General features: G+C 69.4%; 20 protein-coding genes. 6 read left to right on the top strand and 14 right to left on the bottom strand.

The features are described from left to right. Positions 1-4: 4 nt before the first annotated feature. The 3 genes from OZ403_RS10255 to OZ403_RS10245 all read right to left on the bottom strand — a co-directional run bounded on the left by OZ403_RS10255 (position 5) and on the right by OZ403_RS10245 (position 9,101). Positions 5-2,857, bottom strand: coding sequence for a response regulator (locus tag OZ403_RS10255; RefSeq protein WP_268784060.1), 2,853 nt, complete (start codon positions 2,855-2,857; stop codon positions 5-7). Positions 2,858-3,055: 198 nt separating this feature from the next. Next, positions 3,056-8,563 carry a J domain-containing protein gene (locus OZ403_RS10250; protein WP_268784059.1) on the bottom strand — a complete coding sequence of 1,836 codons (5,508 nt, stop codon included), beginning with the start codon at positions 8,561-8,563 and terminating at the stop codon, positions 3,056-3,058. A 34-nt stretch (positions 8,564-8,597) separates the two neighbouring features. Further along, complete coding sequence (locus OZ403_RS10245) at positions 8,598-9,101, bottom strand: tRNA (cytidine(34)-2'-O)-methyltransferase (RefSeq protein WP_140789202.1); 504 nt, start codon at positions 9,099-9,101, stop codon at positions 8,598-8,600. 17 nt (positions 9,102-9,118) lie between these two features. On the opposite strand from OZ403_RS10245, the gene OZ403_RS10240 reads away from it, so the two are divergent. After that, positions 9,119-9,475: a DUF192 domain-containing protein gene (locus OZ403_RS10240; protein ID WP_140789200.1), complete on the top strand. Its 357-nt coding sequence runs from the start codon at positions 9,119-9,121 to the stop codon at positions 9,473-9,475. A gap of 119 nt (positions 9,476-9,594) precedes the next feature. Beyond that, complete coding sequence (locus OZ403_RS10235) at positions 9,595-10,359, top strand: Stp1/IreP family PP2C-type Ser/Thr phosphatase (RefSeq protein ID WP_140853578.1); 765 nt, start codon at positions 9,595-9,597, stop codon at positions 10,357-10,359. A gap of 10 nt (positions 10,360-10,369) precedes the next feature. On the opposite strand, the gene OZ403_RS10230 is transcribed toward OZ403_RS10235, so the two are convergent. Both OZ403_RS10230 and OZ403_RS10225 read right to left on the bottom strand, forming a co-directional pair. Beyond that, entirely contained in the window at positions 10,370-11,398 is a 1,029-nt protein-coding gene (locus tag OZ403_RS10230) for a nucleotidyltransferase family protein (RefSeq protein ID WP_268784058.1), read from the bottom strand. Between the two features lies 1 nt (position 11,399). Further along, complete coding sequence (locus tag OZ403_RS10225) at positions 11,400-12,440, bottom strand: aminoglycoside phosphotransferase family protein (protein WP_140797756.1); 1,041 nt, start codon at positions 12,438-12,440, stop codon at positions 11,400-11,402. Positions 12,441-12,730: 290 nt separating this feature from the next. On the opposite strand from OZ403_RS10225, the gene OZ403_RS10220 reads away from it, so the two are divergent. Continuing rightward, entirely contained in the window at positions 12,731-14,098 is a 1,368-nt protein-coding gene (locus tag OZ403_RS10220; RefSeq protein WP_140789192.1) for a pyridoxal-phosphate dependent enzyme, read from the top strand. A gap of 75 nt (positions 14,099-14,173) precedes the next feature. Here the strand turns inward: OZ403_RS10220 and OZ403_RS10215 are convergent, their stop codons facing one another. From OZ403_RS10215 to OZ403_RS10185, 7 genes are all read right to left on the bottom strand, one after another. Continuing rightward, entirely contained in the window at positions 14,174-14,614 is a 441-nt protein-coding gene (locus tag OZ403_RS10215; RefSeq protein WP_268784057.1) for a MaoC family dehydratase, read from the bottom strand. Between the two features lie 10 nt (positions 14,615-14,624). Next, on the bottom strand, positions 14,625-15,164 hold the full coding sequence (locus OZ403_RS10210; protein WP_140789190.1) for a hypothetical protein: 540 nt from the start codon (positions 15,162-15,164) through the stop codon (positions 14,625-14,627). A 3-nt stretch (positions 15,165-15,167) separates the two neighbouring features. Continuing rightward, complete coding sequence (locus tag OZ403_RS10205; RefSeq protein ID WP_140789188.1) at positions 15,168-16,166, bottom strand: hypothetical protein; 999 nt, start codon at positions 16,164-16,166, stop codon at positions 15,168-15,170. Positions 16,167-16,273: 107 nt separating this feature from the next. Then, positions 16,274-16,696, bottom strand: a complete 423-nt coding sequence (locus tag OZ403_RS10200; protein ID WP_140789186.1) for a hypothetical protein — start codon at positions 16,694-16,696, stop codon at positions 16,274-16,276. 159 nt (positions 16,697-16,855) lie between these two features. Continuing rightward, a complete protein-coding gene (locus tag OZ403_RS10195; protein WP_140789184.1) occupies positions 16,856-18,001 on the bottom strand; it encodes a cystathionine gamma-synthase in 1,146 nt (381 codons plus the stop codon). Positions 18,002-18,048: 47 nt separating this feature from the next. Further along, positions 18,049-18,810, bottom strand: a complete 762-nt coding sequence (locus tag OZ403_RS10190; RefSeq protein WP_268784056.1) for a crotonase/enoyl-CoA hydratase family protein — start codon at positions 18,808-18,810, stop codon at positions 18,049-18,051. Positions 18,811-18,865: 55 nt separating this feature from the next. Further along, positions 18,866-19,552 (bottom strand): UdgX family uracil-DNA binding protein, encoded by a 687-nt coding sequence (locus OZ403_RS10185; RefSeq protein WP_140789180.1) that lies wholly within the window; start codon positions 19,550-19,552, stop codon positions 18,866-18,868. On the opposite strand from OZ403_RS10185, the gene OZ403_RS10180 reads away from it, so the two are divergent. Continuing rightward, entirely contained in the window at positions 19,551-20,537 is a 987-nt protein-coding gene (locus tag OZ403_RS10180) for a class I SAM-dependent methyltransferase (RefSeq protein WP_174258710.1), read from the top strand. The two genes, OZ403_RS10185 and OZ403_RS10180, sit on opposite strands and share 2 nt — an antisense overlap. Before the next feature lie 18 nt (positions 20,538-20,555). On the opposite strand, the gene OZ403_RS10175 is transcribed toward OZ403_RS10180, so the two are convergent. Beyond that, positions 20,556-21,773 (bottom strand): DUF7107 domain-containing protein, encoded by a 1,218-nt coding sequence (locus tag OZ403_RS10175; protein WP_268784055.1) that lies wholly within the window; start codon positions 21,771-21,773, stop codon positions 20,556-20,558. A 239-nt stretch (positions 21,774-22,012) separates the two neighbouring features. On the opposite strand from OZ403_RS10175, the gene OZ403_RS10170 reads away from it, so the two are divergent. Both OZ403_RS10170 and OZ403_RS10165 read left to right on the top strand, forming a co-directional pair. Then, positions 22,013-22,681: an RNA polymerase sigma factor gene (locus OZ403_RS10170; RefSeq protein ID WP_268784054.1), complete on the top strand. Its 669-nt coding sequence runs from the start codon at positions 22,013-22,015 to the stop codon at positions 22,679-22,681. Continuing rightward, positions 22,668-24,347, top strand: a complete 1,680-nt coding sequence (locus tag OZ403_RS10165) for a FecR domain-containing protein (protein ID WP_268784053.1) — start codon at positions 22,668-22,670, stop codon at positions 24,345-24,347. The genes OZ403_RS10170 and OZ403_RS10165 overlap by 14 nt, the downstream gene beginning before the upstream one ends. A 70-nt stretch (positions 24,348-24,417) precedes the next feature. On the opposite strand, the gene OZ403_RS10160 is transcribed toward OZ403_RS10165, so the two are convergent. Then, positions 24,418-25,608: a tRNA-uridine aminocarboxypropyltransferase gene (locus OZ403_RS10160; protein ID WP_140789170.1), complete on the bottom strand. Its 1,191-nt coding sequence runs from the start codon at positions 25,606-25,608 to the stop codon at positions 24,418-24,420. Positions 25,609-25,637: the final 29 nt, after the last annotated feature.

Raw genomic sequence — 25,637 nt, 5'->3', positions numbered from 1 at the left:
CCGCTCAGTTGCCCAGCCCCCTGAGCAACGTGCGGACCTCTTCGGCGGAAGACCCCGTCGGTTCCAGCAACAAGTACTGCTTGTAGGCGTCGGCCGCCTGGGAATTCTTCCCGGTGAACTGTAGCGCCATGCCCAGCGACAGCCAGGCACGGGCGTTGGAGGCCTCTTCCTTGACGACCTCCTGCAGCAGCTTGGCCGCCTCGCGGTAGGCCCCGTCCGTGGTGAAGCCGTTCACCAGCGCGATGCCCAGACCCGCCTTCGCCTCCGTGGCCGTCGGCTTGAGCGCCAGCGCCTTGCGATAGCTTCCCGCCGCCGACCGGAACCGCTGACTGACGACGGCCGCCCTCGCCTGCTTCACCAGCGTGGCGAACTCGACCTCCGGATCCACGGCGGGCGCCGGCGGAGTGGTGGTCTCGGTGGGCGTCGCCTCGGGTGGCTTCGGCGCCTCGGCAATGGCCACGCCCGCATCTGGCGTAGCGGCGGGCGGCTCCGGCGGAGCCTCGGGAGCCTTGGCCGTGGCCTCCTCGGGCGGTGGCGCCTTCTCAGGGGGCGGCGTCTGCTGGGCGTCGCCGTTCGTGGGGGCCTTCGTCTCCACCACGGGAGGCTTCGACGGAGGCGTTTGCGACGGACCGCTGCCCGTCCCCGCGACGACGGCCGCGACCGCTCCGATGAGGACCACCGCCGCGCCGATGATGAGCCCGGTGCGCTTGGAACGACCCGCGTTGGCCACGCCTGCGTCATTCGCGTGCGTGGCCGCCGTCGGCTTCCTTTCGGCCGACTGTCCGGAAGAAGCGGGCTTCGCGGGCGCAACAGGGGCGGCGTCCGCTGACTTCACGGGCGTGACGACTCCGTCGTCGGTGGGCTTCGCGGAGGCAGCCGGGCCGGCCTCCTCGGGCGTCACGGACGCGGCATCCACGGGCTTCGAGGACGGCACTGGAGCGGTATCGACCGGCGTCGCGAGCGCGGTGGCGGCCGGCTCGGCGGGCTGCGTCTCCACGGCAGGCGGAGCCGATACCGGGGATGCGAGAAACGGTTCGACCGTGCTGGCCAGTGGCGCGCTGGGCGTGGGCGGCTCGGCGGACAGCTCGGGCACGCCGTGGCCCGGATAGGGCGGCAGCGCGCGCTGGGACGTGGCGGGAACCTCTTCGGCCACGAGCTCCGCATCGACCTGCACCGGCGGGATGGGCGGCGTCACGTAGCCGCTGCCACTCACCAGCGTCACCTCGGATGACGGCGGTGCCGGCGTCGGCGGGGGCACGGGCGGGAACGGATTGGGTGCCACGGCCGCGCCACCGAAGATGGGCGCACGCGGCGAGGGCACGGGCTCGAAGGCGGGCGCGCTCACGGCGAAGGCGGAGGAAGAGGAGGCGCCATGGGCCCGCGGCGAGTGCGACCAGCCAGAGCCGGGCCCCCACGTGGTGGGCGCGCTGATGCCCTCGGTGTCCACGCGGCTCCAGTCCAGCAGCAGGCTGCGACGCGCGTGCTCCACGGCGCGATGGGCCGGCGGCGGCTCGACCAGGAACGCCGAGCCCTCTTGCGCGGGGACCTCCGGAACCGGCTCGGCCGCCGGAACTTCGGGCGTGTACTCGGGCGTGTCCGAGCGCTTGGGCCGCGCGTGGAAGACGACCACGTTGGCGGGCTGCGCAGGCGCGGCGGTCGGCTGCGGCGGCGCGGCCGGCTCGTCCTCCACGCCCGCGGGAGGCGCGAGCACGCTCTGCGGCATGGACCGCGGGGAAGGCTCCGGCGCGGCGGCCACGGGCTCGGGGGCCGCTTCGGGCACGGCGGCTTCGGGAACGGGCTGCGGCGGATTCTCCGGCGCGGGAGGCGCGGGTTCCACGGTCGCGCTGGCCTGCGGCGCCGTGTTGAGCCACTGCTCGATGCCAGGCTTGCTGCTCTGCACCGGCTCCAGCGGCGCGTTGCCCAGCTCGCGGATGAGGCCCTCGAAGTACAGCTTGCTGATGATGCCCAGCGCAGCCAGGTCCTCGAAGTCCGAGTCCTCCACCACGCGGCTCAACGCGCGCTTGCCGTCGAAGAGCCTCAGGAGACCGTTCACCTCGTCCGGAATCTCCGACAGGCGGTCGGCGAGCTGGTGGTAGTCGATCTCGAACACCGTCTCGAGCGGCGGCAGCTGCTCGAGCATGCGGCCCCACTCGTCGAGGCGGCGCATGCCCTCCATCAGCAGGCCCTGCGTGGAGATTTCGATGCGCTCCGGACGGTCCAGCGCGCTGAACTGCACCTCGAACTGCCCCTCGAAGGTGTTCAGCATCCGGTAGAAGGCGTTCTCGCCCTTGAGCCGTCCCAGCTCCGCGTCGATGACGCGTCCGTCCTTGAAGTAGACAGTGCCGGTGCGCTCGCCCTGGATGTTGATGAGACCCGTCTTGCGGCCAATCTCGAAGGTCTGCACCAGGTCCACCACGCCCATGTCGGCGAGGCTGCCGGCGAAGCCACCCTTCGTCGTCTCCCGCTTCTCGATCCTCTCCTTCTCCGCCTTCTGGAGGATCATCTTCACGCGGGTGACGATCTCTTTGATGTAGATCGGCTTGGTCAGGTAGTCGTCACCGCCAAGCTCCAGGCCGCGCACCTTGAACTCGACCGACTTCTGACTCGTCAGGAAGACGAACGGGATGAACTTGAAGCGCTCGTCGGACTTGAGCGTCTTGCACAGCTCGAAGCCGTCCATCTCCGGCATCTTCGTGTCCGCGAGCACGAGGTCCGGAGGGCTGATCTGGACCTTCTCGAGCGCATCCTTGCCGTGAATGGCCGTCGTCACGGAGAAGCCAGCCTTCTTCAGGCTGACCTCCATGACCCGGAGGCTCTTCGCGTCACCATCGACCAGGAGCAGGTGCTGCTTGGCCACGTTCCATGCCTTTCGTCACTGCAGACGGCCCAGGGAGCCTGACGCGGGAGCATCCTGCCCGCTTTCCAGGCGTGTCAATGGCTGGGGCCGGTGGGTAACCTGGCTGGCCTCCTGCTGGACAGGCGGCTCGAGTCAGGTGCGGGGAGAGTCAAATCGGGCCGGGCTGAAGCACCCGTACCCAGTGTGAGGCCTGCCGCGTTAGCGGAAGAAGCCTCCCTTCTTCGGAGGGTTCTTCTTGCGCATGTCGATGAGCCGCAGCTCCTGGTTGGCCTCCAGGTGCTTGGGGTTGGCGCGCACGGCCTCGCGGAAGCAGCGCTCCGCGCGGTCCATGTCGCCTTCGACCCGGGCAATGACGCCGAGCTGGTAGTGCGCCCGATCACAATTCGGATCGGCGCGCACCGCGTCCGCCATCATCTGCTTGGCCTTGGCCATGTCCGCCTTGCGCGCCGGATCCATGTAGATGGCCCAGGCCCGAGCGGACAGGTACAGGGGCTTGGGGTCCAGCGCGTGGGCGCGGTCGTAGTGGTCGGAGGCCGTGGTGAAGTCGCGCTTGCGGAAGAAGACCTCGCCCATCTTGTAGAGGTCGTCGGCGTTGCTGTCGGCGCGGCCCTGCGGGCGGAGTACCGGGGCGGTCGGCGCGGACGCGGGCGGCTTGGGCAGGGCCTGCTGGGCCTGGAGGTTCTGCTGGTACGTCTTGCGCCGGGTGTCGTCGTAGAGGACCTCGTAGGCCTCTCGGATGGCTTCGAACACGGCGGTGATCTTCGGCGCCATGTGGGGCAGCGACGGCGGCAGGCGGTCCGGATGGAAGATCTTGGCCAGGTTGAGGAAGGCGGTCTTCACCTGGTCGCGCGTGGCGTCCTGCGGAACGCCGAGCACGTAGAAGTGGTCTCGCTTGGCCTGGACGTCCGCGAAGCGCTGCTCGAGCTGCTGGGCCAGGCGGGCCTCGTCGGGCCGGGGAGGCTCGGAGGCCGCGGGTGCCGGGGCGGCGGCGGGTTCGCTCGTGGGCGCGGGCGTGGCGCCCGGTGCGGCGGTCGGGCGCCCACCGAGGACACCCATGTTCTCCATGGCGCGGCGCAAGAGACGCTGCCGCCGGAGCTTTGCTGCCTCGTCGGGGTTGGAGGGATCTGCCGCCACGTCGTCCTCGTCAAAGTCCCAGTCGTCCAGGTCTCCGGACGGCTCGTCCCAGTCAGTCTGGCCAGTTGGCCATGAGTTGTCACCGGGGAAGGCCCCCGATGAATCCGGTGCTACCGGTTCGATGGTCGCCTCGACAATGGCCTCGACAGGAGGCTCGTCGAAATCGACGTTCGCCTGATTGACATCCGAGCGGACGAGCGACTCCAGGTGCGTATCGACCTGGAGGAGCGCGGCCTCGAACGACGCTGTCAGGGTGTCGGCGCCTTCGTCCTTGTCGAAGGCGACGATGCGCCAAAGGTCCTCGTCCCCTGACTTGGGTGCGGCCGGGCGCAGCGCGGGCGCGGACGGTTGGGTGGCCCAGCTGGCGTCGTCCTCCTCGTCGGGGGTCGCCTCCAGCAGGATGTCCGCGTCGTCTTCGGCGACAGGCGTGAGGACCGGAGGTTCGCCCGCGGCGGCGGGGCGGGCCGCGGGCGCGGGCAGTGGCTCGGCCACGGCCCAGAGTTCGGGCTCGGGTTCGACTTCCAGCAGCGGGAGTTCCGACTCGGTGTCGGACGCAGCGCTGAGGGAGATGGCCTCGGTGTGCCACTGCTCGTCCTGGACCGGGACACGGTCGTGCGTCCGGGTGGGCGGTGTCGGCTGGGGCGGCTCGTCCGCGAGCCAGGGCTCGAGCGGCTGGGACTTCGAGCGGCGCAGGGCCTCCTCCATGTCGTGGAGGAGCTCGGCCTGGGCCTTCTGCCGGGCGACACGCAGGGCGTCCGCGCTTTCGGGCAGAGCGGCCAGGTCCAGGTCGGATGCACCGGCGTCCTGGACGGAGCCGGCCCAGGAATCCGCCTCGGAAGGCTGAGCGGGAAGCTCGGTGAGCAGGATGTCGCCCACATCAAGCGTGAGGGCCTCGACGTCCGCGGCCGCGAGTTCGGGGATGGAGGCGGACTGCGTGGAGTCTTCGGTGGGACGGGGTTCGTCTGCCTGACGGGCCTGCTCGGCGGCGCGAGCTTCCTTGCCGCGACGGACGGCATCGGCGCGGCGGCGTTCGACCTCCAGGCGCAGTTCTTCGGCCTGGCGGGCTTCTTCGGCCTGGCGGGCTTCTGCCTCGACGCGTGCGACCTCGGCGAGACGGGCCTCCTCCGCGGCCCAGATCTCCTCCGCGCGGCGGGCCTCTCTCGCAAGGCGGGCGGACTCCGCGAGACGGCGCTCCTCGATGAGGCGGGCTTCTTCGGCACGGCGTTCCGCCTCGAGCCGAGCCTCTTCCGCGAGACGGGCCTCCTCCGCAAGCCGCTCCGCCTCTTCCGCCAGGCGTTCTGCCTCGAGCCGAGCGGCCTCCACACGCTGCGCCTCTTCCGCCAGGCGGCGCTCTTCTTCGAGGCGAGCTTCTTCCGCGATGCGGGCCTCTTCTTCGAGGCGCGCTTCTTCGGCGAGACGGGCCTCTTCTTCGAGGCGCGCTTCTTCGGCGAGACGGGCCTCTTCTTCGAGGCGGCGCTCCTCTTCGAGACGAGCCTCTTCCGCCAGACGACGCTCTTCGGCGAGGCGGGCCTCTTCCGCCAGCCGAGCCTCCTCCGCCAGACGACGCTCTTCTTCGAGGCGGGCCTCTTCCGCCAGCCGAGCCTCCTCCGCTAAACGACGCTCTTCTTCGAGGCGGGCCTCTTCCGCGAGCCGAACTTCCTCGGCGAGACGGGCTTCTTCAGCGAGCCGGGCCTCTTCAGCCAGCCGAGCCTCTTCAGCCAGCCGAGCCTCTTCAGCGAGATGGGCCTCTTCAGCCAAGCGACGCTCTTCTTCGAGCCGAGCCTCTTCAGCGAGACGCGCCGCCTCGTCAGCCAGGCGAGCCTCTTCCGCCAGACGACGCTCTTCTTCGAGTCGAGCCTCTTCCGCCAGCCGAGCTTCTTCGGCTACACGAGCCGCTTCTGCGAGCCGCGACTCTTCCGCCAACCGAGCCTCTTCGGCGAGGCGGCGTTCTTCTTCAGCCCGAGCTTCTTCGGCGAGACGGACCTCTTCCGCGAGCCGAGCCTCCTCCGCCAGACGACGCTCTTCGGCGAGGCGGCGTTCTTCTTCGAGGCGCGCCTCTTCCGCCAAGCGGGCTTCTTCAGCGAGCCGGGCCTCCTCTTCGAGCCGAGCCTCTTCCGCCAAGCGCGATTCTTCTGCAACACGTTCGGCTTCAAGCCGAGCCTCTTCCGCCAAGCGCGCTTCTTCAGCGAGCCGGGCTTCTTCAGCGAGCCGAGCCTCTTCAGCCAGACGAGCTTCTTCGGCGAGGCGAGCCTCTTCAGCTAGGCGAGCTTCTTCAGCGAGGCGCGCAGCCTCAAGAAGAGCCGCTTCTGCCAGACGCGCTTCCTCCGCCAGGCGCTCCGCCTCTAGCCGGGCCTCTTCCGCCAGACGACGCTCTTCTTCGAGCCGCGCCTCCTCAGCAAGTCGCGCCTCCTCCGCGAGGCGATGCTCCTCTTCAAGCCGGGCCTCTTCTGCGAGGCGGGCCTCTTCTGCGAGGTGACGCGCCTCTTCAGCCAGCCGGGCCTCTTCCGCGAGCCGAGCCTCTTCCGCGAGCCGAGCCTCTTCAGCCAGCCGAGCTTCTTCGGCTACGCGGGCCTCTTCTGCGAGCCGAGCCTCTTCTGCGAGCCGAGCTTCTTCGGCTACGCGGGCCTCTTCTGCGAGCCGAGCCTCTTCTGCGAGCCGAGCCTCTTCTGCGAGCCGAGCCTCTTCTGCGAGCCGAGCTTCTTCGGCTACGCGGGCCTCTTCTGCGAGCCGAGCCTCTTCTGCGAGCCGAGCCTCTTCCGCGAGGCGGGCTTCTTCGGCGAGCCGCGCCTCTTCGGCCAGGCGCTCCGCCTCAAGCCGAGCCTCTTCGGCAAGACGCGCCTCCTCCTCGAGCCGCGCCTCCTCCGCGAGACGCCGCTCCTCCTCGAGCCGCGCCTCTTCCGCGAGACGCCGTTCCTCTTCAGCAAGGCGCTCCGCCTCAAGCCGAGCTACCTCTGCGAGACGGGCCTCTTCCGCGCGGCGAGCCTCTTCGGCCACGCGACGCTCTTCTTCGAGCCGCGCTTCTTCCGCCAGCCGCGCCTCTTCCGCCAGGCGCGCTTCTTCGAGCCGAGCCGCCTCAGCGAGTCGAGCTTCCTCTGCCAGCCGGGCCTCTTCTGCGCGGCGAGCCTCATCCGCCAGACGAAGCTCTTCTTCAAGGCGGCGTTCTTCTTCAAGCCGCGCCTCTTCCGCCAGGCGGCGCTCTTCTTCGAGCCGCGCTTCTTCCGCCAACCGGGCCTCTTCCGCGAGCCGAGCCTCTTCAGCCAGCCGAGCTTCTTCGGCTACGCGGGCCTCTTCTGCGAGCCGAGCCTCTTCTGCGAGCCGAGCCTCTTCTGCGAGCCGAGCCTCTTCTGCGAGCCGAGCCTCTTCCGCGAGGCGGCGCTCCTCTTCGAGCCGAGCCTCTTCTGCGAGGCGAGCTTCTTCGGCGAGCCGCGCCTCTTCGGCCAGGCGCTCCGCCTCAAGCCGAGCCTCTTCGGCAAGACGCGCCTCCTCCTCGAGCCGCGCCTCCTCCGCGAGACGCCGCTCCTCCTCGAGCCGCGCCTCTTCCGCGAGACGCCGTTCCTCTTCAGCAAGGCGCTCCGCCTCAAGCCGAGCTACCTCTGCGAGACGGGCCTCTTCCGCGCGGCGAGCCTCTTCGGCCACGCGACGCTCTTCTTCGAGCCGCGCTTCTTCCGCCAGCCGCGCCTCTTCCGCCAGGCGCGCTTCTTCGGCGAGCCGCGCCTCTTCCGCCAGGCGCGCTTCTTCGAGCCGAGCCGCCTCAGCGAGTCGAGCTTCTTCCGCCAGGCGCTCCGCCTCGAGCCGAGCCTCCTCCGCGAGCCGCGCCTCCTCGGCAAGCCGCTCCGCCTCAAGCCGAGCCTCCTCCGCCCGCAGCCGCTCCTCTTCGAGCCGCGCGTCCTCCTCCGCCCGCTGCCGAGCCTCTTCCTCCTCCTGTCGAACCCGCTCGCGCTCCTCCCAGTCCTCCACGGAGAGCGCCTGCACCCAGCCCTCGCGCTCCAGCACGAGCAGCAGCGCTTCCTGCGCGGGCGTCAGCGACTCCGGTTCACGGAACTCCGCCAACGTCTCCAGGAACACCCGCTCCGAAGCATCCGCGAGCCACGGCCCACAGGCCTCGACATCCTCACACCGGAACACTCGCGCCGCGGCGCCGCCATGAATCGGCCCCTCCAGCGCCGCGCGCACCACCCGCACGCCCGCGATGGGCTGAAACCCCTCCGCCTCCACCGTCCCCGGCTCGAACGCGGCCTGCTCCGCCAGCGCACTCAACCGCCGGACATGCGCGAGCACCTGCTGCTCCGCCACCACGTCCGGCACCAGGTTGAATTCCTCCAGCGTCTCCTCGTCCGGAGCCCCCGCCCCACCCCGCGCCCACAGCGTGTCCAGCGCCTCCGCATCCAGCATCCCCGACTGGAGCAGGGCCTGCGCCGGGCTCTGGAACCCAAAGCCCAGCTGCGTCCCCACGAGGTTCCCCTCACGCAGCCACAGCTGGGACTCGCGCCCTCCCGAGGAAAGCGTGAGCCTCCCGGTGGCTCGGGACTTGTGGGCGGAATAGAGCGCTTCGGCGGCCTGCGACGGGGTCATGCGTCGCCGCAGTGTAATCCCTCTACACGGCCCCTCAACTTGCCGGGGGTGCTTGCCTGCCCGCTCCGGTGAAACGGACCTGTCGCAGAGCCTCATAGGTCCCGATTCCCACCGACGTGGACAGGTTCAGGCTCCGGCGGTCCTCCATCATGGGAATGGTGACGGCCGTCCCCGTGCCCCCCTCCATCACCTCCGGCGCCAGCCCGGACACCTCCGAGCCGAACACCAGGTGGTCCCCCTCCTCGAACCGGGCCTCATACAGGGATGTCTCAGCCCTGGCCGAGAACAGCCACCGCCGGGCCTCCGGGTAGTCCGCCACATAGGCCGCGTAGGTTGGATACAGGCGGAGAAATACCTTGTCCCAGTAGTCCAGCCCCGCCCGCTTGAGCTGCCGGTCGTCAATGGAGAAGCCCAGGGGCTCCACCAGGATGAGCCGGCAACCGGTCACCGCGCACAGGCGGGCGACGTTGCCGGTGTTGGGGGGAATCTGGGGAGAAACGAGGACCAGGTGGAGAGGACGCGCCAGGGGCTCGAGCATGGGGTAGAAGGCGCTACATGCGCTGGAAGGTGAACAACGAGACGCGGCAACGGCTGCTGGCGGACCGGGCCGACAAGGCCACCTCGTTCCTCCAACGGTTCAAGGGACTCATGGGGCGCCGCTCGCTGGAGGTGGGCGAGGGGCTCCATATCGTCCCTTGCAACTCCATCCACACTTTCTTCATGCGCATCCCCATTGACGTGCTGTTCCTGGACGCCCAGGGCCGCATCGTCAAGCAGATGCCCGCCTTGCCGCCCTGGCGTGCGACATCCGTGTATTTCCAGTCACGCTCGGTCCTGGAGCTTCCCGCGGGTGTCCTGGCGGCCAGCGGCACCCAGGAAGGCGATGTGCTGAGCTTCGAGCCGGTTCCTTGAGGCCCTGCCCGAAGTGCCCCTGCCTGTCAGGCCGGGATGCACGAGTTTTGACCGATTTCCGAGCGCTTTGTTAACCTCCGGCGCCACGTTTTCTCGCCCCTTTAGAAGAGTTCTCGCGCATGCGCATCGAGGTAGCTGGCAGCACCCACGTTGGGATGAAGCGGAATCACAACGAGGACAACTTCCTGATGCTCCCGGAAGAGTTTCTCTTCTGCGTGGCGGATGGCATGGGCGGCCACTCGTCTGGAGAAATCGCCAGCCGCATCGCGGTGGACGAGCTCGGCGAGTTCTACAAGCTCACGTCCAAGGACCAGGACTCCACCTGGCCCTTCAAGATGGACAAGTCGCGCAACTATGACGAGAACCGGCTCGCCACCGGCATCAAGCTCGCCAACGCGCGCATCTTCGAGAAGGCCTGCTCCGAGTCCAAGTACAAGGGCATGGGCACCACCATCGTCACGGTGCACTTCTCCCAGAGCGCCGTCTACGTGGGCCACGTCGGTGACAGCCGCGTCTACTACTTCCGCGGCGGCGCCCTGAAGCAGGTGACAGAGGACCACTCCCTGCTCAACGACTACCTCAAGGCGAAGAAGCTCTCGCCGGAGGAAATCGAGAACTTCCCCCACAAGAACGTCATCGTCCGCGCGCTGGGTATGAAGGAGAACGTCCAGGTGGATGTCTCCCGCGTGGAGCCGCAGGAAGACGACGTCTTCCTGCTCTGCTCGGACGGCCTGAGCGGCATGGTGACGGACGCGCAGATGCAGGAAATCCTGCAGCGCACGCCGGAGCTGGAGAAGGCCTGCTCGCAGCTCATCGACATGGCCAACGCCGCGGGCGGCAACGACAACGTCACCTGCGTGCTGGCCCGCTACCACGCCGCCTGAGCGGCGGCGCTCAGCGCCCCTTCAGCGGCGCGGCAATCCGGTGCGCGCCCCAGGCGAGCACCTCGGAGAGCGACTCCCCGGAGGACACCTCGGTGTCTTCGAAGACGGTGGCTCGCGAGAGCCGCGCCCCCGAAGCCACCTTCGCGCCCGGCTCCAGCGACACGCCCGGCCCCACGGTGGCTCCGGCAGCCACCGCGCTGCCCCGTCCCAGGTACACCGGGCCCTCCGCCGTGCCGTCCAGGCGGGCCTCCGCGTGCGCCCAGGTGCCACTCGCGCCGCGCGCGGTCCCCGCCAGCGGTGAGTCCGCGCCCAGCCACTCCAGCCGCACGCGCCCGGCGAGAACGTCCTGCACGGTGGAGAGGTAGCGCGACGGCGTGCCCAGGTCGGACCAGTACCCGTCCACCCGCACGCCGCGCACCGTCTGCCCCGCCTCCATGGCGCGGACATAGACGCCGCGGTTGATGTCCTCCTCACCTTGCGGCGACATGAAGTCGAAGACGCGCGGCGACATCACGTGCACACCGGTGAAGTGCCACGGCGACAGGCCTTCACCGCCGGGGCCGTGGCCGGCGATGCGGCGCACGCGGCCCTCCGCGTCCAGCTCCACCGCGGCGTACGTCTCCCCCGCTGGCATGGGCTGCAGCACCATGGTGGCCAGCGCGCCGGACGCCTGGTGCACGGCCACCACCGGCCGCAGGTCCACCGGGTAGAGGATGTCGCCGTTGAAGACGATGAAGTCGCCGTCCGACAGGAAGTCCCGCAGGCCGCGGATGCCGCCGCCGGTGCCCTGGATGACGGGCTCGTTGACCACGTGCAGCGGCAGCCCCGCGCGGGCGCACTCGGCGCGGGCCACGGCCTCCATGGTGTCCGGCAGGTGGTGGGTGTTGATGCCCACCGCCGTCACGCCCGCGGCCTTCAGCACCGCCAGGTGGTAGCGCAGCAGCGGCTGCCCCAGAAACGGCATCGCCGGCTTGGGCCAGCGTTCGGTGAGCGGGCGCAGGCGCGTGCCCAGGCCCGCGCAGAGGACCATGGCCTTCATCTCAGGCCGCCAGCTCCGGGACGTACTTCGCCACCAGGTCCTGCAGCTTGCGCAGCTCCGGCCGCCGCGCGAAGCCCTCACGCACGTAGCGCAGCGACGCGGGGATGGACACCAGGAAGCCCGGGTTGCCCTTCACGCGGTGGATGAACTCGAAGCGGCCCGCGTCCTTCAGCTTGCGCTGGATGGTGAGCAAGTCGAAGAAGGCCTTGAAGGACGCCGCGTCGATGCGCTCGCCGCTCACCTCCTGGAAGGTGGCGATGTAGCGGTCCAGCATCGCGTCCACGAAGTCGCGGTCCAGCTCCACGTAGCTGTCGCGCAAGAGCGCCACCAGGTCGTACTGGCGCGGGCCCTGGAGCGCGTCCTGGAAGTCGATGACGACCAGCTCGCCCTCCTTCACCATGATGTTGCGGCTCTGGTAGTCGCGGTGGGTGAAGCCACGAGGCGCGGCGGCCAGCTGCCGGGCGATGTCGCGGAAGGTGGCGTCCAGTTCGGCGCGCTCGGCGTCGGTGGGCGTCTTGCCACTCCACGCCTCCAGGCCCCACTCACGGAAGTGGTGCAGCTCCCAGTCGTAGAGGTCCTCGTCGAAGGCGCGGGTGAAGGCCAGGCAGTCCGGGTCCTCCGCCTTCTCCGCCGCCGCGCGCAGGCGCGCCAGCAGGTCCACGGCGCGGCTGTAGAGCGCCTCATGGTGCTTGCCGCCCTCCAGCGCGGACTCGAAGGTGATGTCACTTAAATCTTCAATCACCATCATCCCCGCCGGCTCGTCGTAGCGGAGGATGCCTGGCACGCGCACACCCAGCTTCTCCAGGTAGCGGTGCACGTTGACGAAGGGCAGCTCCTTGGGCGGCTCGCCCTTGGTGGCCTCGTCGCTCTTCTTCGTCGAGTCGGGCGGCATCACCATCACCACCCAGCTCTCGGGCGGCGCGCCAACGCGGTAGTACGAGCGGCTGCTCGCCTCGCCCTTCAGCTTCGTGATGGGGGCGTTGGGAACGGGACGGCCAATGGCCTGTCCCACCTGGTCGCGCAGGGCGGCCTCGAGTTCCATATCGACGGGGTTCTCCGGAGGGGGTTGACGCAAGTCGCACACGAGTATCGGAGGCGCGCCCATCCGGGTCAAAGGCCTGGCCGGGCGGATGGCCGGACGCCCCCCGGGCTGTCGCCAACCCGACGGGCGGCCAGCCATCCTCCCCCCTCGTCCGGGTGCGTCGGAACTCCCTGCCCGCCGGGGTGGGTTCAACGCTCTCCAGGGTCGCAAGAGGCCACACGCTGTCGACCGGGCCAGTGCGGCGGCATATAAGACGCGCCGCGAACCCTCATTAACTTACGGAAGCCGCGATGGACATCCACGAGAACATCCTCACCGCCATTGGCAACACGCCGCTGGTCAAGCTCAACAAGCTCGTCGGGCCGAACGACGCGACCGTGCTGGTCAAGTGCGAGTTCATGAACCCGGGCGCGTCCATCAAGGACCGCATGGCGCTCTACATCCTCGAGAAGGCCGAGCGGGAGGGGAAGCTCAAGCCCGGCGGCACCATCGTCGAGAACACGTCCGGCAACACCGGCATGGGCGTGGCGCTGGCCGCGGCGGTCAAGGGCTACAAGTGCATCTTCACCATGCCGGACAAGATGTCCCTGGAGAAGATCAACCGCCTCAAGGCGCTGGGCGCGCAGGTGGTGGTGACGCCGACGAACGTGCCGGCTGAGGACCCGCGCAGCTACTACGAGACGGCCAAGCGCCTGCACCGCGAAACGCCGGGCGCGTTCATGCTGAACCAGTACCACAACCCCGACAACATCGAGGCGCACTACAACACCACCGGTCCTGAGATCTACGAGCAGACCGAGGGCAAGTTCGACTACTTCGTCGCAGGCCTGGGCACCGGCGGCACCATGAGCGGCGCCGGCAAGTTCCTGAAGGAGAAGATTCCCGGCCTCAAGAACGTGGGCGTGGACCCGGAGGGCTCCGTCTACGAGGGCTACTTCAAGACGGGCAAGCTGACCGAGCCGCACGTCTACAAGGTGGAAGGCATCGGCGAGGACATGCTGTGCGGCGCCATGGACTTCACGAACCTGGACGACGTGCGCCAGGTCGATGACCGCCAGTGCTTCATCGCCGCGCGCCGCCTGGCGCGTGAGGAAGGCATCTTCGCCGGCGGCTCCTCGGGCGCGGCGATTCACGTCGCGGTGCAGTTGGCCAAGGAAGTCGGCAAGGGCAAGACGATTGTCGTCGTGCTCCCGGACTCGGGCAGCAGCTACATCAGCAAGTTCCACTCGGACGAGTGGATGCGCGACAACGGCTTCCTGGAGGAGAAGGGCGCCGGCACCATCCGTGACATCCTGGGCGACAAGCGCAAGGACGTGAAGACGGCGCGCCGCGGTGACAAGGTCGACCAGGTGGTCGAGACGATGCGCGGCCACGGCATCAGCCAGATGCCGGTGGTGGGCGACGACGGCCGCACGGTGGGAATGGTGCACGAGTACGACCTGCTCAACGCGCTGGTCGCCGGCAAGGCGAAGTTCTCCGACAGCATCGACAGCATCATCGCGCCGCTGCAGGGCGCGCTGTCGCTCGACACCAGCATCGCCCGCCTGCGCGAAGTCTTCGCTCAGGACAACGTGGCGGTGGTGAAGGACGGCGAGAAGGTGGTCGGCATCGTCACCAAGATCGACCTCATCGACTACCTGCACCGCACGGCGGCGTAGTCCCCGGCGCACTTGCGCCCGGGAAGCACCGAGGGCCTCCACGTTTCCCCAGTGGAAACGGGAGGCCCTTCGTGTTCAGGGACGCCGGCCGAAGAGCACGTTGGCCAACTCCGTCATCACCACCTCGTCCTTCTGGTTGCGCACCTCCATGCGGAGCTTGATGGCGCCCCGGTCCGGTTTGCTGCGCGACGGCGTGGTGGAGACGACCTCCACGCGCACGTGCAACGTGTCCCCCGGACGCACGGGCTTGAGCCAGCGCAGCTCATCCAAGCCGGGCGAGCCCAGGCTGGACGTCTGCCCCAGGAAGCTGTCCACCAACAGCCGGTGACACAGGGAAGCGGTGTGCCAACCGCTGGCCACCAGCCCGCCGAAGATGCTGTCGCGGGCGGCTTCATCGCTCAGGTGGAAGGGCTGCGGATCGAACTGCGTCGCGAAGGCGATGATTTCCTCGCGCGACACCACGTGGGGGCCGTGTTCGCTCACGTCCCCGGGCTGGAAGTCCTCGAAGTAGCGCATGGGCGCTACTTCAACGCGACGTGTCCTTGGATTCCAGTTCCTCCGGGTGGAACACGCGCGAAGCGACGCGATCCAACACCTCGGAGTTCCACTTGATGCTGACCTTCATCAGCCGGCGCATCTCCTTGGCGAAGGCGCGCTCGGACGGCATGCGGGTGTACGTCCGGGCCAGGTAGAGGCCCCGGTTCTCCCGCTCGTAGTCCACGGTGCCGCCACCGGCATCCGTGCCCTCCCGCTCCTCCGCCTGGAAGCCCTCGATGACGCCGGGCTTGGGCGGCTCGCGGAAGCGGTACACCAAGGCGCTGCACTTCAGCGCCTGGGTGTCCTCCAACCACTCGAAGTAGAGCGACGCGCCCCCCGCGGAGAGCCCGCCGAAGCCCTGGGGATTGATGCCCGGGCTGGGCGGCGTGCCCTCTTCATGGAGGAAGCCCTGGACCAGTCGCTGGGCAGACTCCCTCGTCAGCGGCGTATCCGCCTGAGCAGCGGGGCCCAGGCCCGAAATCCAGGACCTGAGCAGGCCAGCGAGGCCACTGCGGGGAGCGGTAGCCATGGGTTACTTGTCGAAGTTGCCTTCGCGGGCCTGGTCGAACGGCACGCGGTTCTTGAGGTAGACGTCCTCGAAACTGTGGCCGTCGAACGGGTTCAGGTGGAACTCGTTGAACTGGTGGACCTTGGAGCCCTTGCCACCGTCCGCGATGGGGTTCCACTTGTCCGGGATGGGGCCCAGGCCGAACATGCTGGGGACCGGGTCGCCACGGTTCACGTAGTGCACGTAGTTCGGGCCGTCCGGGTACGTGGCGGCGGCGCCGCCGAACGTCTCCACGTTGATCTTCCCCATCAGCGCCTTGGCGTCCTGCTTGGACATCCCATCTTCGATGCGCAGCCGGTTGTACACGTCGTTCAGCGCGCGGCTGGAGACGAGCCCCCCCTGGCTGTGCGCCATCAGGTGCACGTCACGGCCGGCCTTGATTTCGGTGTAGAGCGCGTCCGCCAGGGTGTCCACGGCGGGGTTGGTACCCTTGTCCAGCTTGTCCTTCACGGACTGGGCCAGGTCCGCGCCCATGCCCTCGGTGGCGTTGTGGATGCCGACGACGCGCGAGCCCGTCGCGTTGGCGATGGCCTGCAGGCTCTCGGACTGGGCCTCCTTCGTCGTCAGGATGCCGTTGACGTAGAGAACCGTCGACTGCGGGTTCGGGTTGTTGGCCGGCGTCACGCCCGGGATGTCCGCCAGCGGGGTACCCGGCGGGAACGTCGCGCCGTTCGCGCCCAGCAACTTGCCGTCGTGCACGCGGTCCGGCTGGTTGCCGCCGCCGAAGAACTCCTGCACGCCCCGCGCGGCGCCGCCGACGACGTTGCCCACGCCCCGGGCGGTGCCGGAGACGGCGTTCTCGAAGCCGTCCACGAACTGGCCGACCTTGCGGCCACCGGAAACTGCGGCGCCCTTCACGTTGTCGACGGCGTTACCCACGGCGTCCTGCGTACGGTCAATGGCCTTCTCGGCACCGGTACGGACCGTGTTGATGAGTTTCCGGCCGCGCTCGATGGGGTTCATGGGGGGCTCCAGACGGTTTGGAAGGAGTGGACTGCTAGTGAGGGAATTATCGCCCCAGGGTCTTGGAAGTTGCGGCGCCCCTCACTTTGCCGCACTGCGGCAAAGGATCAGCGTCCGAAGACGCGGTCCGCCACCCGGTTCAGGACGGTGCTGCTCCACTCGAGGCTGGCCTTCATCAGCCGCTTCATGTCGTCGTTGAAGATGGGGATCTGCGGCGCCGTGGTGTAGGTGCGGCTGAGGAACAGGGACTTGTTCTCCGGCTCGAAGTCCACGGTGCCGCCGCCGGTGTCGGTGCCCTTCTTCTGCTCGTCCTGGAAGCCCTCCAGGATGCCCGGCTTGGGGGTGTCCCGGAACCGGTGGATGAGGGCGCTGCACTCCAGCGCCTGCTCCTTGTCGTGCCACTCGAAGTAGAGCTGGGCATCGCCCAGGGCGACGCCGCCGAAGCCCTGCGGGTTGATGCCGACGCTGTTGGGGGTGCCGTTGGCGGCGAGGAACGCCTGCGCCAGCATCTGCGCTTCTTCTCGGGTCATGGGGGTCGGTCTCCAGGGGCGGACACTGCCTGAGCGGGCAGCCTAGCAAATCAGCACGCCGCCTCCAGCCCGGACGACGGCATGACAAGGGCCTCCGCGCGCTTCCACAAAGGAGAAGCGCGGGGAGGCCCTGGGCAACGGGGCACGAGGCCCTGACGGCTACTTCGCGGCGTCGAGCGCCTGCGCCAGGTCGTCCACCAGGTCCCGCGCGTCCTCGATGCCCACCGACAGGCGGATGAAGCCGTCGGTGATGCCCAGCTGCTCGCGCGTCTCCTTGGGGATGGAGGCGTGGGTCATGATGGCCGGGTGCTCGATGAGGGACTCGACGCCGCCGAGCGACTCGGCGCAGGCGAACACCTTCACCGTCTTCAGGAAGGTGCGGGCCGCCTCCAGGCCGCCCTGGATGTCGAACGTCACCATGCCGCCAAAGCCCGTCATCTGCTGCTTGGCGAGCGCGTGCTGCGGGTGCGACTCCAGGCCCGGGTAGGTGACCTTCTTCACCTTCGGGTGGGACGCCAGGAACTGCGCCACCTTCATCGCGTTGGAGGCGTGGCGGTCCATGCGCACGTGCAGCGTCTTCACGCCGCGCAGCACCATGAAGCTGTCGAAGGCGCCGGACACGCCGCCCACCGCGTTCTGGAGGAAGTACATCCGCTCAGCCACGTCCTCGCGGCTGGTGCAGACGAAGCCGCCCACCACGTCGCTGTGGCCGTTGATGTACTTGGTGGTGGAGTGCGCCACCACGTCGAAGCCGAGGTCCAGCGGGCGCTGGAAGTACGGCGTCATGAACGTGTTGTCGGCGACGGAGAGGATGTTCCGCTTCTTGGCGACCTCGGCGATGCGCGCCAGGTCGATGAGCTTGAGCATCGGGTTGGTGGGGGACTCCACCCACACCATCTTCGTCTTCGGCGTAATCGCCGCCTCGAAGTTCTCCGGCTTGGACAGGTCCACGAAGGAGAAGTGCAGCCCGGCCCGCCGGAACACCTTGTCGAAGAGGCGGAAGGTGCCGCCGTACACATCGTCCGAGACGACCACGTGGTCGCCCGAATCCAGCATGTGCATCAGCATGTCCGTGCCCGCCAAGCCGGAGGCGAAGGCCGCGCCGTACTTCGCTCCCTCCAGCGCGGCCAGACAGTCCTGGAGCGCCTTGCGGGTGGGGTTCTGCGTCCGGCTGTACTCGTAGCCCTTGTGCTCTCCGGGGCCGTCCTGGACGTAGGTGGAAGTCAGGTAGACGGGCGTCATGATGGCGCCCGTGGTGGGGTCCGGCTCCTGACCGGCGTGAATGGCAAGCGTGTCGAAGCGCATGCCGGGGGAACTAACACAGTCCCTCCCGGCCGCGCAGCAGGACCCGCCTATTCGAACTTCCCGTGACGCCCTGCCCCCTGGGCAAAACGCGTGGCGCCGACAATGGACTCCGACTCTAGCACCTTGACGCCGCGGGCGAACTCCTGACGCAGTGCGTCCTCGGTGCCCAGCCCCGCCTGGGTGTAGGCGGAGCGCCGGTCCGCGTTCATGCACGCCTGCGGGAAGGCGGCCACCTCGCGCGCCAGGGCCTCGGCGGCCTCGCGCGCCTGCCCCCGGGGCACCACGCGGTTGACCAGCCCCATGGCCAGTGCCTCCTGGGCGGACACGGCCCGGCCCGTGAGGATGAGGTCCAGGGCCCGCGACAGGCCGATGAGCCGGGGCAGCCGCACCGTCCCCCCATCGATGAGGGGCACGCCCCAGCGGCGGCAGAAGACGCCCAGGACGGCGTCCTCCTCGGCCACGCGCAAATCACACCACAGCGCCAGCTCCAATCCGCCCGCCACGGCATGGCCGCCAACAGACGCGATGACGGGCTTCGACAGCACCATGCGCGAAGGGCCCATGGGGCCATCTCCGTCCAGCTCCAGGCGGGGCAACCGGCCCTCGGAGACGGCCTTCAGGTCCGCCCCGGCGCAGAAGGTGCCCCCTTCTCCATGGAGCACGCCCACCCGCGCGTCCGGGTCCGCGTCGAAGGCGCGGAAGGCCTCCGCCAGCGCCTGGGCGGTGGCGCCATCCACGGCGTTGCGTACCTCCGGGCGGTCCAGGATGACGGTGGTGACGGGGCCGTTCTTCTCGACGCGCACGCTCATGGCGGCGGAGTCTTCTTCCCTCGCGTCCGGACCGCAATCCCGCCGCGGTGCTTCCTCACATGGGCGCGTGCACGCCCTCCCCTTCAGACAGGCCGTGGATGATGCGCGCCACCTGGCGCAAGTCGTCCACGAAGGCCTCCAGCGCGGCCTCCCTCGCCCGAGGGTCCGACGCGCGGAGGATGGAGGACGGGTGCACCGTGGCCACCACCACCCGCGCCCATTCCGACGCCATCGGCTGCCCACGCGACTGCGTCACCCGGAACGCCTTGCCCAGCAGCGCCTGTGCCGCGGTGGCCCCCAGGCAGACGAGGACATCCGGGCGGAACACGCGAATCTCCGCCTCCAGCCACGGCAGGCAGGCGCGAATCTCCGTCGTGGTCGGCTTCGCGTGGATGCGCCGGGGCCCCTGGCCGGTCCACTTGAAGTGCTTCACCGTATTGGTGACGTACACCTGCGCGCGGTCGATGCCGGCGGCCTCCAGCGACTCGTCCAGCAGTCGCCCGGAGGGACCCACGAAGGGCCTGCCGGCCCGGTCCTCCTGGTCTCCCGGCTGCTCCCCCACCAGCATCACCCGGGGGCCGGGGCGCGGCTGGCCCTCAGGCTCGCCAAAGACAGTCTGGGTGCCCGTGCGCCACAGCGGGCAGGCCTGACATCCCGCGGCCGCCTTTCGGAGCTTGTCGTACGTCGGAGACTCAGGGATGAGGGGGGCCGCAGTGGTCTGGACGGAAGGACGCTTGGGCATGGCTGACACACAAGGTACGCATGGCTCTCACGACGCAACCGGCCCCGAGGGCATGTTCGCCAACCGCCTGCGCAAGGGGGACAAGCGCTTCCGGAAGTGGGCCCGGACGCAGGGGCTGACGGCCTTCCGCGTCTACGACAGGGACATCCCCGAGTACCCGTACGCCATCGACGTCTACGGCGACTGCGCCCACGTCGTGGAATATCCCCGCCGGCGCGCCATCGCCTCAGGTGCCGCGGACACGCAGCGGGAGGAAGTCCTGGCCGCGGTGACGCAGGTGCTGGCCGTTCCCCCCGAGCGCATCTTCGTGAAGACGCACACGCCCCAGCCCTGGGGCCGCTCGCAGTACGGCCGGGTGGGCCAGGACAGCGGGCGCATCGTCGTGGAGGAGCAGGGCCTGAAGTTCTGGGTGAACCTGGGCGACTACCTGGACACCGGCCTCTTCATGGACCACCGCAACACCCGCGCGCGCGTGCGGGAGGAGGCCCGGGGCAAGCGCTTCCTCAACCTCTTCGCGTACACCGGGGCTTTCACCGTCTACGCCGCCGCTGGAGGCGCCGCGAGCACGATGACGGTGGACCTGTCCAACACCTACCTGGACTGGGCCGAGGACAACCTGGACCTCAACGGCCTGGCCAACGCGCGGCACACGCTGGTGCGCGCGGATGCCAAGGCCTGGGTGGAGGCCCAGGCCGACGCGCCAGAGCGGTATGACCTGGTGGTGTGCGACCCGCCGTCCTTCTCCACGTCGAAGAAGATGTCGGGCAGCTTCAACGTGCAGCGCGACCACCCGCGCCTGCTGGCCGCCATCCGGGCGCTGCTCGCACCCGGTGGCGTCCTCTACTTCTCCAACAACTTCCTGGGGTTCCAGTTGGAACCGAAGGCCACGCGGGGGATGGAGGTGGAGGAAATCACCCCTCGCTCCATCCCCGAGGACTTCCAGCGCAAGGAGATCCACCGCTGCTGGCGCATGGTGGCTCCCTGACGCTGGCGTCCGTCCCGACTACAGCCAGCAGACGCTGTCGATGCAGCGCTCGCCGGCGGGGCACTCGCAGTTGGCCTGGCAGCTGTTGCCGCTGCCCGTGTTGACGGGCTTGCAGACGCCGTCCGTGCAGGCCTGACCGGACGGGCACTCGCAGTTGGCGCGGCACACCGGGGTGGACGTCCCGGCATCCTGCACCGGAGGAGGAGGAGGCACCTTGCACTGGCCATTGGAGCAGACCTGGCCCGACGGGCAGTCGCAGTTGGCCTGGCAGGCCGGGCCCGTGCCCGCGTCCGGCGGCGGGGCCGGCGGACGGCAGTAGCCGTTGGTGCAGACGTCACCCGAGGGGCAGTCGCAGTTGGCCACGCACGTCTGGCCCGGGTCCGGGTGCGGCGCCTTGCACTTGCCATTGAAGCAGACCTGGCCGGCGGGGCACTCGCAGTTGGCGCGGCACTGGCCCCCGTCCGGGATGGGCATGCAGTAGCCAATCTGGCAGCTGAAGTCGTCCGGGCACTGGGTGGTGGAGTCGCAAGCCGCGCGGCACTGGCCATCCACGCAGTCCTTCCCGCCGGTGCAGTCCGCCGCGGTGGAGCAGGTGTTCGGGTCCACCGGGCGCGGACGGCACAGGCCGCTCACGCAGGTGTCCGTGGCGTCGCACCAGGAATCGTCATAGCAGCCGCGGATGCACTGGTTGTTGATGCAGTAGTTCCCCGCACCGCAATCCACGTTCACCCGGCACTGCTGAGGAGAACCCCCGTCCACGCCCGCATCCGGGCGCGTCCCGCCGTCGGAGCCAGCGTCCGGACGTGTCCCGCCGTCCGTCCCTGAATCCGGGCGCGTCCCGCCGTCCGTCCCCGAATCCGGGCGCGTCCCGCCATCGGAACCCGCGTCCGGGCGCGTCCCGCCGTTCCCAACGCAGTAGTGGTCGTCGCACCGCTGGCCCGAACCGCAGTCGGAGTCACGCGAGCAGAACTGCGAGCAGACGCTGTTGATGCAGATCTGGGACCCGGGGCAGTCCAGGGAGGAGGAACATTCGCCCGAGCCAGGTGGAACGGTCCGACAGACGCCGCTGCGGCAGCTCTCACCTGTGCTGCAATCCCTGTCGGAGGAGCAGTAGCAGATGTCGTCGTCGTAGTCGTCGTACCAGTCATCCTCTCCATGGACGATGCAGCCCGGGAGGACGGCGAGAACGGCGAGCAACGGCAGCCACATGAGGCTACGTATGGGGGTGTTCCGCATGAGTGGGGACTCCGAGAACTCAGGGGTACCGGTCCGGCCACCGGGGGTGTTTTCCGGTTTCAGCAGCGATGGACTCCGTAGCGCAGACGGATGATCAAAAAATTTATTTGATCGGCTTTCGTCTTTCCGGAGACCCATGGCCATGGAGGTATGTAGTGGCCTGGACCTTTCAGTCGGTCACCGGGCCGGGCTCGCATCGCGCCGGACCACGACGACCACCCCTTGAGGGAGAACCCCTGGTGTTCCTGCGTGGAGCCCGCTCATTCGCGCACGTCACCCACCTCCCCGAGGGGCGAAAGGGACGCGACGTGTCCGGTGTTCCCGCCCAGGACGAGGTGCGGCTCCAGGCACTGGTCCGGCGCATCCAGGAGGGCGACCTGACGGCATTCGAACAGCTCTATGCGCTCACGCAGGCGGATGCCTCGCGCACCTTGTGGCACCTGGTCGGCAACCGCGTGGACGTGGAGGACCTGCTCCAGGAGGCCTATCTCCGGCTGCTGACGGCCGTGAAGAGCTACCGGGGCGAGTCCCGGTTCCGGACCTTCTTCTATCGCGTGTGCTCCAACGTGGCCCTGTCCCACCTGCGCTGGAAGCGACGCCGGCCCGAGGACTCCGTCTGGGAGCTGCCGGAAGCTGCGGCGGAGGGAGAGGACCCCGAGCGGGTGGCCTCGCGGCGTCAGGCGGCCCGGCTGGTGGAGCTGGCGCTGGAGCGGCTGAAGCCAAAGAAGCGCATCGTCTTCGTGTACTACGAGCTGTGTGGAATGAGCCCGGACGAGATTGCCGAGGCCGTAGGCAGCTCACCCAACACCGTCCGCAGCCGCCTCCACCATGCGCGGCTGGAGTTCAACGAAGCCATGCAGCGGCTGCTCGGCGCCAACCGCCCCGGAGGTTTCCATGGCGCGCCATGAGCACCTCTCCCTGTGGGCCCTGGCCGCGGGCGAGTTGGACGCAGATGCGCGCGGCCGGGTGGAGGCGCACGTCGCCACCTGCTCCGAATGTGCCCAGGCGCTGGAGCAGGTGCGGCAGTCCCGCGCCGTCCTCCACGAGGGCCGCGGCACCATGCCCGCGCCGCGCACGGACGCCATGGGCGAAGGACTTCGCGCGGAAGCGGCTCGGCGAATGGTGCGCAGCGCGCCCAGGGCCCGCTGGCCGTGGGCCGTGGCGCTCGCGGGTGTCTGCGCGGCGATGCTGGCGTTCTGGATGGTCCGCGCTCCCCGGGCAACGGATGAGGGCGGAGCGCTCGTGGCTCGGGGGGATGCGCCCTCTGAGCCTGCGTCCGGCGTCTCCGTTCCGTCGAACGGCGGTGACGCGGTTCCCACGGTGCCCCCGGCTCCGGAGTCTGCTGCTCACGCCGCGGCCGGCAGCGAGCCATCTGTACCCTCGAATGCAGCGGAGAAGCTCGACGCCACCACGGAGACAGAACGGGTCGCCGTCGCGGGGGCCATCCTGCGCGAGGCGGGAGGCACGGAGCGCGCGCTCAAGCCCGGCATGCGGCTGCGTTCAGGCGTGGCGGTGCGGACGCCCGCGCGCTCCAGTGCGTTGCTTCGGCTGCCGGATGAGAGCCGCGTTCGGCTGTCGGCGGGCTCGGAGGTGGAGCTGTCCCGCGCGGAGTCGCGCGATGTGCACCTCACCGTGAACAAGGGACGCCTGTCCGTCGAGGCCTCACACACGGCGCGCCAAGGCTTCCTGGTGGAAGTGGCGGGCCTGCGCGTCTCCGTGGTGGGCACTGTCTTCACGGTGGAGCGCACGAAGGATGGCGCCGCCGTGGCCGTCGCGAAAGGGCAGGTCCGCGTCGAGGCGGCAGGCCAGCCGCCGCGGCTGGTCGGTCCTGGTGAGCGCGTGGAACTGCACGCGGCGAAGCACACGCTGAACCCGCGGAAGATGTCGAAGCCGGACCTGCGGGCCATCGCGGAGCTCCGGGACCCGGTGGACGAAGTCCCCGTGAGCCCGCCCCACCCCATCAGCGCTCGGCCCGCCCCCCGTCAGAAACCCGAGCCGACCGACGCGCCCGCCCCCATGACGCCGGGCGCGGTGGCGGCGGTGACGCCCACGCCGCAGGAGCCCATCGGGGAAGCCCCGGCGCCCGAGCCCGCACCGCCACCGGCGAATGCCCTGGCCCCCGTGGCCGCCGCGGGAGGTACCCCGACCGCGCCCCCGGCCCCCGTGGACCCGAACCACGAGTTCGCGCCCTACCCTGTGCCGTCGGTGAACGTCCCCATGTCGCCCACGCCGGAGCCCCAGCCGCCTCCGGGGGCCGTGGCGAAGCAATCACCGAAGAAGCGCGAGCCGTTGATTCCCATGGCGCTGGTGTCCAAGGACGCCGACGAGCGATTCCTGGGCTACGCCCGGCTCAAGGTGAACTCGCGCAAGTGCGAGAGCTTCCTGGTTGGCCTGGACGAGATTGCCCAGCGCAGCCCAAGGGCGGCCCACCGCGAACAGGCGCGCTACCTGCGCGCGAGGTGCTTCGAGGAGAAGCTCGAATCGCACCGGGCCAAGGACGAATACCGCCGGTACCTCAACGACTTCCCGCGAGGGCGCTACGCCAAGGAGGCCAAGACGGGACTGCTGCCCTGATGCGGGCGGGAGATGACGGCCCCATGTGCCCGCGCGCGACGCACAGCGCGGACGGTTACGGGCCTCGGACTCAGCTACCCGTGCGAGGCAGCTTCTGGGGCGGCTCGGTGGCGTTGCCTCGAGCCACCAGCTCGCGCACCACGGACTCCAGCGCGCGGATGCGCCGGCCCGCGCGACCCGGGGCCCACTGCGGCACCTCCGGCCCCTGCAACAGCGTCATCGCCTGCTCCACGCCGCCCGCCTTGCCCTTCAGCGCGCGCGCGGTGGCCAGGCGCACGCTGCTCGCCGGACGCCGGGTGATGCCGCCCGCCCACAGCAGCTCCAACGCGAACGTGGTCCACACCGCCAGCTCGTCATCGGGACGGAGGAAGGCCTCGAAGCGCTTCATCGCCTCGGCCCGGGGCTCGCCCGCGCGGAGGATGTCCTCCGACAACTCCACATGCAGCGGCGTACTGTAGGCCAGGGGCTGCTCCGGCGCGATGATGGCCTCGAAGCGCTCGCCCGTGGCCGGACGGCACGCCACCGCGTGCACCAGCTCGGTGGGAATCTCCTCGTCGCCCGCGGGGTGCGCATTCGCCTCGCCGTAGAAGACGACGAGCTTCTCGAAGCGCTCCGCCAGCGTGCGCAGCTCCAGCGGTGGACGCCACGGCCCGAAGTAGATGCGGCGCCGGTTGGGCGAGGTGCGCGCCGACTGCCGTTCCAACTGCGTATCCACCATGTACTCGAAGGCCCGCAGCATCGTGTCGAAGCGCGCCGCGTCCCCCTCCAGGATGCCCAGCATCTCCACCACGGCCTCGATGGTGGACACGCAGTGGTCCGCGGGCTCCGCGCGAATGCGGTAGTTGCTGGGCCGGCGCGGCACGAAGCCGATGCGCGGCAGCCCGGCCAGCACCGGGTTGCGCGACACGACCTTCTTCGCCTGCGGCCAGGTGCCGTCCACGACGATGAGCGTCTTGGGAGGATTCAGCCGCGCCTCCTCCACCGTGATGGCGTCCTCGCCCGGGAAGAGCACCGCGACTGAGTCCCGCTGCGCGGCCAGTTCCTCGATTCGCCGGTGGCCGGTGAAGTCCACGCCCTCATGCAACTCGGAGTTGCTCAGCGACAGGTGGGCCATGCGCGCGGTGCCAATGGCCACGCGGCTCTCGCGCGGGTGCTGGAGGAACACGACGCGCGTGCGAGTCTCCAACCGGGGCGGCAGTTGCGCGCAATAACACGCGCTCTCGGGACGGCGGCAACGCAGGCAGAGGTTACGCACGGCCACCGCCTTTACGGCACGCTCCGAGCAGGGGC

It is taken from the genome of Myxococcus sp. NMCA1, from assembly GCF_026810205.1.
Taxonomy (GTDB): Bacteria; Myxococcota; Myxococcia; order Myxococcales; family Myxococcaceae; genus Myxococcus; species Myxococcus xanthus_A.
This window is presented reverse-complemented; position numbering and strand designations above follow the sequence as displayed.

Excerpts from the sequence above, each read along its gene's own strand:
- OZ403_RS10250 (WP_268784059.1), bottom strand. The coding sequence starts at position 8,563 with ATGACCCCGTCGCAGGCCGCCGAAGCGCTCTATTCCGCCCACAAGTCC.
- OZ403_RS10245 (WP_140789202.1), bottom strand. The coding sequence starts at position 9,101 with ATGCTCGAGCCCCTGGCGCGTCCTCTCCACCTGGTCCTCGTTTCTCCC.
- OZ403_RS10240 (WP_140789200.1), top strand. The coding sequence starts at position 9,119 with ATGCGCTGGAAGGTGAACAACGAGACGCGGCAACGGCTGCTGGCGGAC.
- OZ403_RS10235 (WP_140853578.1), top strand. The coding sequence starts at position 9,595 with ATGCGCATCGAGGTAGCTGGCAGCACCCACGTTGGGATGAAGCGGAAT.
- OZ403_RS10230 (WP_268784058.1), bottom strand. The coding sequence starts at position 11,398 with ATGAAGGCCATGGTCCTCTGCGCGGGCCTGGGCACGCGCCTGCGCCCG.
- OZ403_RS10225 (WP_140797756.1), bottom strand. The coding sequence starts at position 12,440 with ATGGAACTCGAGGCCGCCCTGCGCGACCAGGTGGGACAGGCCATTGGC.
- OZ403_RS10220 (WP_140789192.1), top strand. The coding sequence starts at position 12,731 with ATGGACATCCACGAGAACATCCTCACCGCCATTGGCAACACGCCGCTG.
- OZ403_RS10215 (WP_268784057.1), bottom strand. The coding sequence starts at position 14,614 with ATGCGCTACTTCGAGGACTTCCAGCCCGGGGACGTGAGCGAACACGGC.
- OZ403_RS10210 (WP_140789190.1), bottom strand. The coding sequence starts at position 15,164 with ATGGCTACCGCTCCCCGCAGTGGCCTCGCTGGCCTGCTCAGGTCCTGG.
- OZ403_RS10205 (WP_140789188.1), bottom strand. The coding sequence starts at position 16,166 with ATGAACCCCATCGAGCGCGGCCGGAAACTCATCAACACGGTCCGTACC.
- OZ403_RS10200 (WP_140789186.1), bottom strand. The coding sequence starts at position 16,696 with ATGACCCGAGAAGAAGCGCAGATGCTGGCGCAGGCGTTCCTCGCCGCC.
- OZ403_RS10195 (WP_140789184.1), bottom strand. The coding sequence starts at position 18,001 with ATGCGCTTCGACACGCTTGCCATTCACGCCGGTCAGGAGCCGGACCCC.
- OZ403_RS10190 (WP_268784056.1), bottom strand. The coding sequence starts at position 18,810 with ATGAGCGTGCGCGTCGAGAAGAACGGCCCCGTCACCACCGTCATCCTG.
- OZ403_RS10180 (WP_174258710.1), top strand. The coding sequence starts at position 19,551 with ATGGCTGACACACAAGGTACGCATGGCTCTCACGACGCAACCGGCCCC.
- OZ403_RS10185 (WP_140789180.1), bottom strand. The coding sequence starts at position 19,552 with ATGCCCAAGCGTCCTTCCGTCCAGACCACTGCGGCCCCCCTCATCCCT.
- OZ403_RS10175 (WP_268784055.1), bottom strand. The coding sequence starts at position 21,773 with ATGCGGAACACCCCCATACGTAGCCTCATGTGGCTGCCGTTGCTCGCC.
- OZ403_RS10165 (WP_268784053.1), top strand. The coding sequence starts at position 22,668 with ATGGCGCGCCATGAGCACCTCTCCCTGTGGGCCCTGGCCGCGGGCGAG.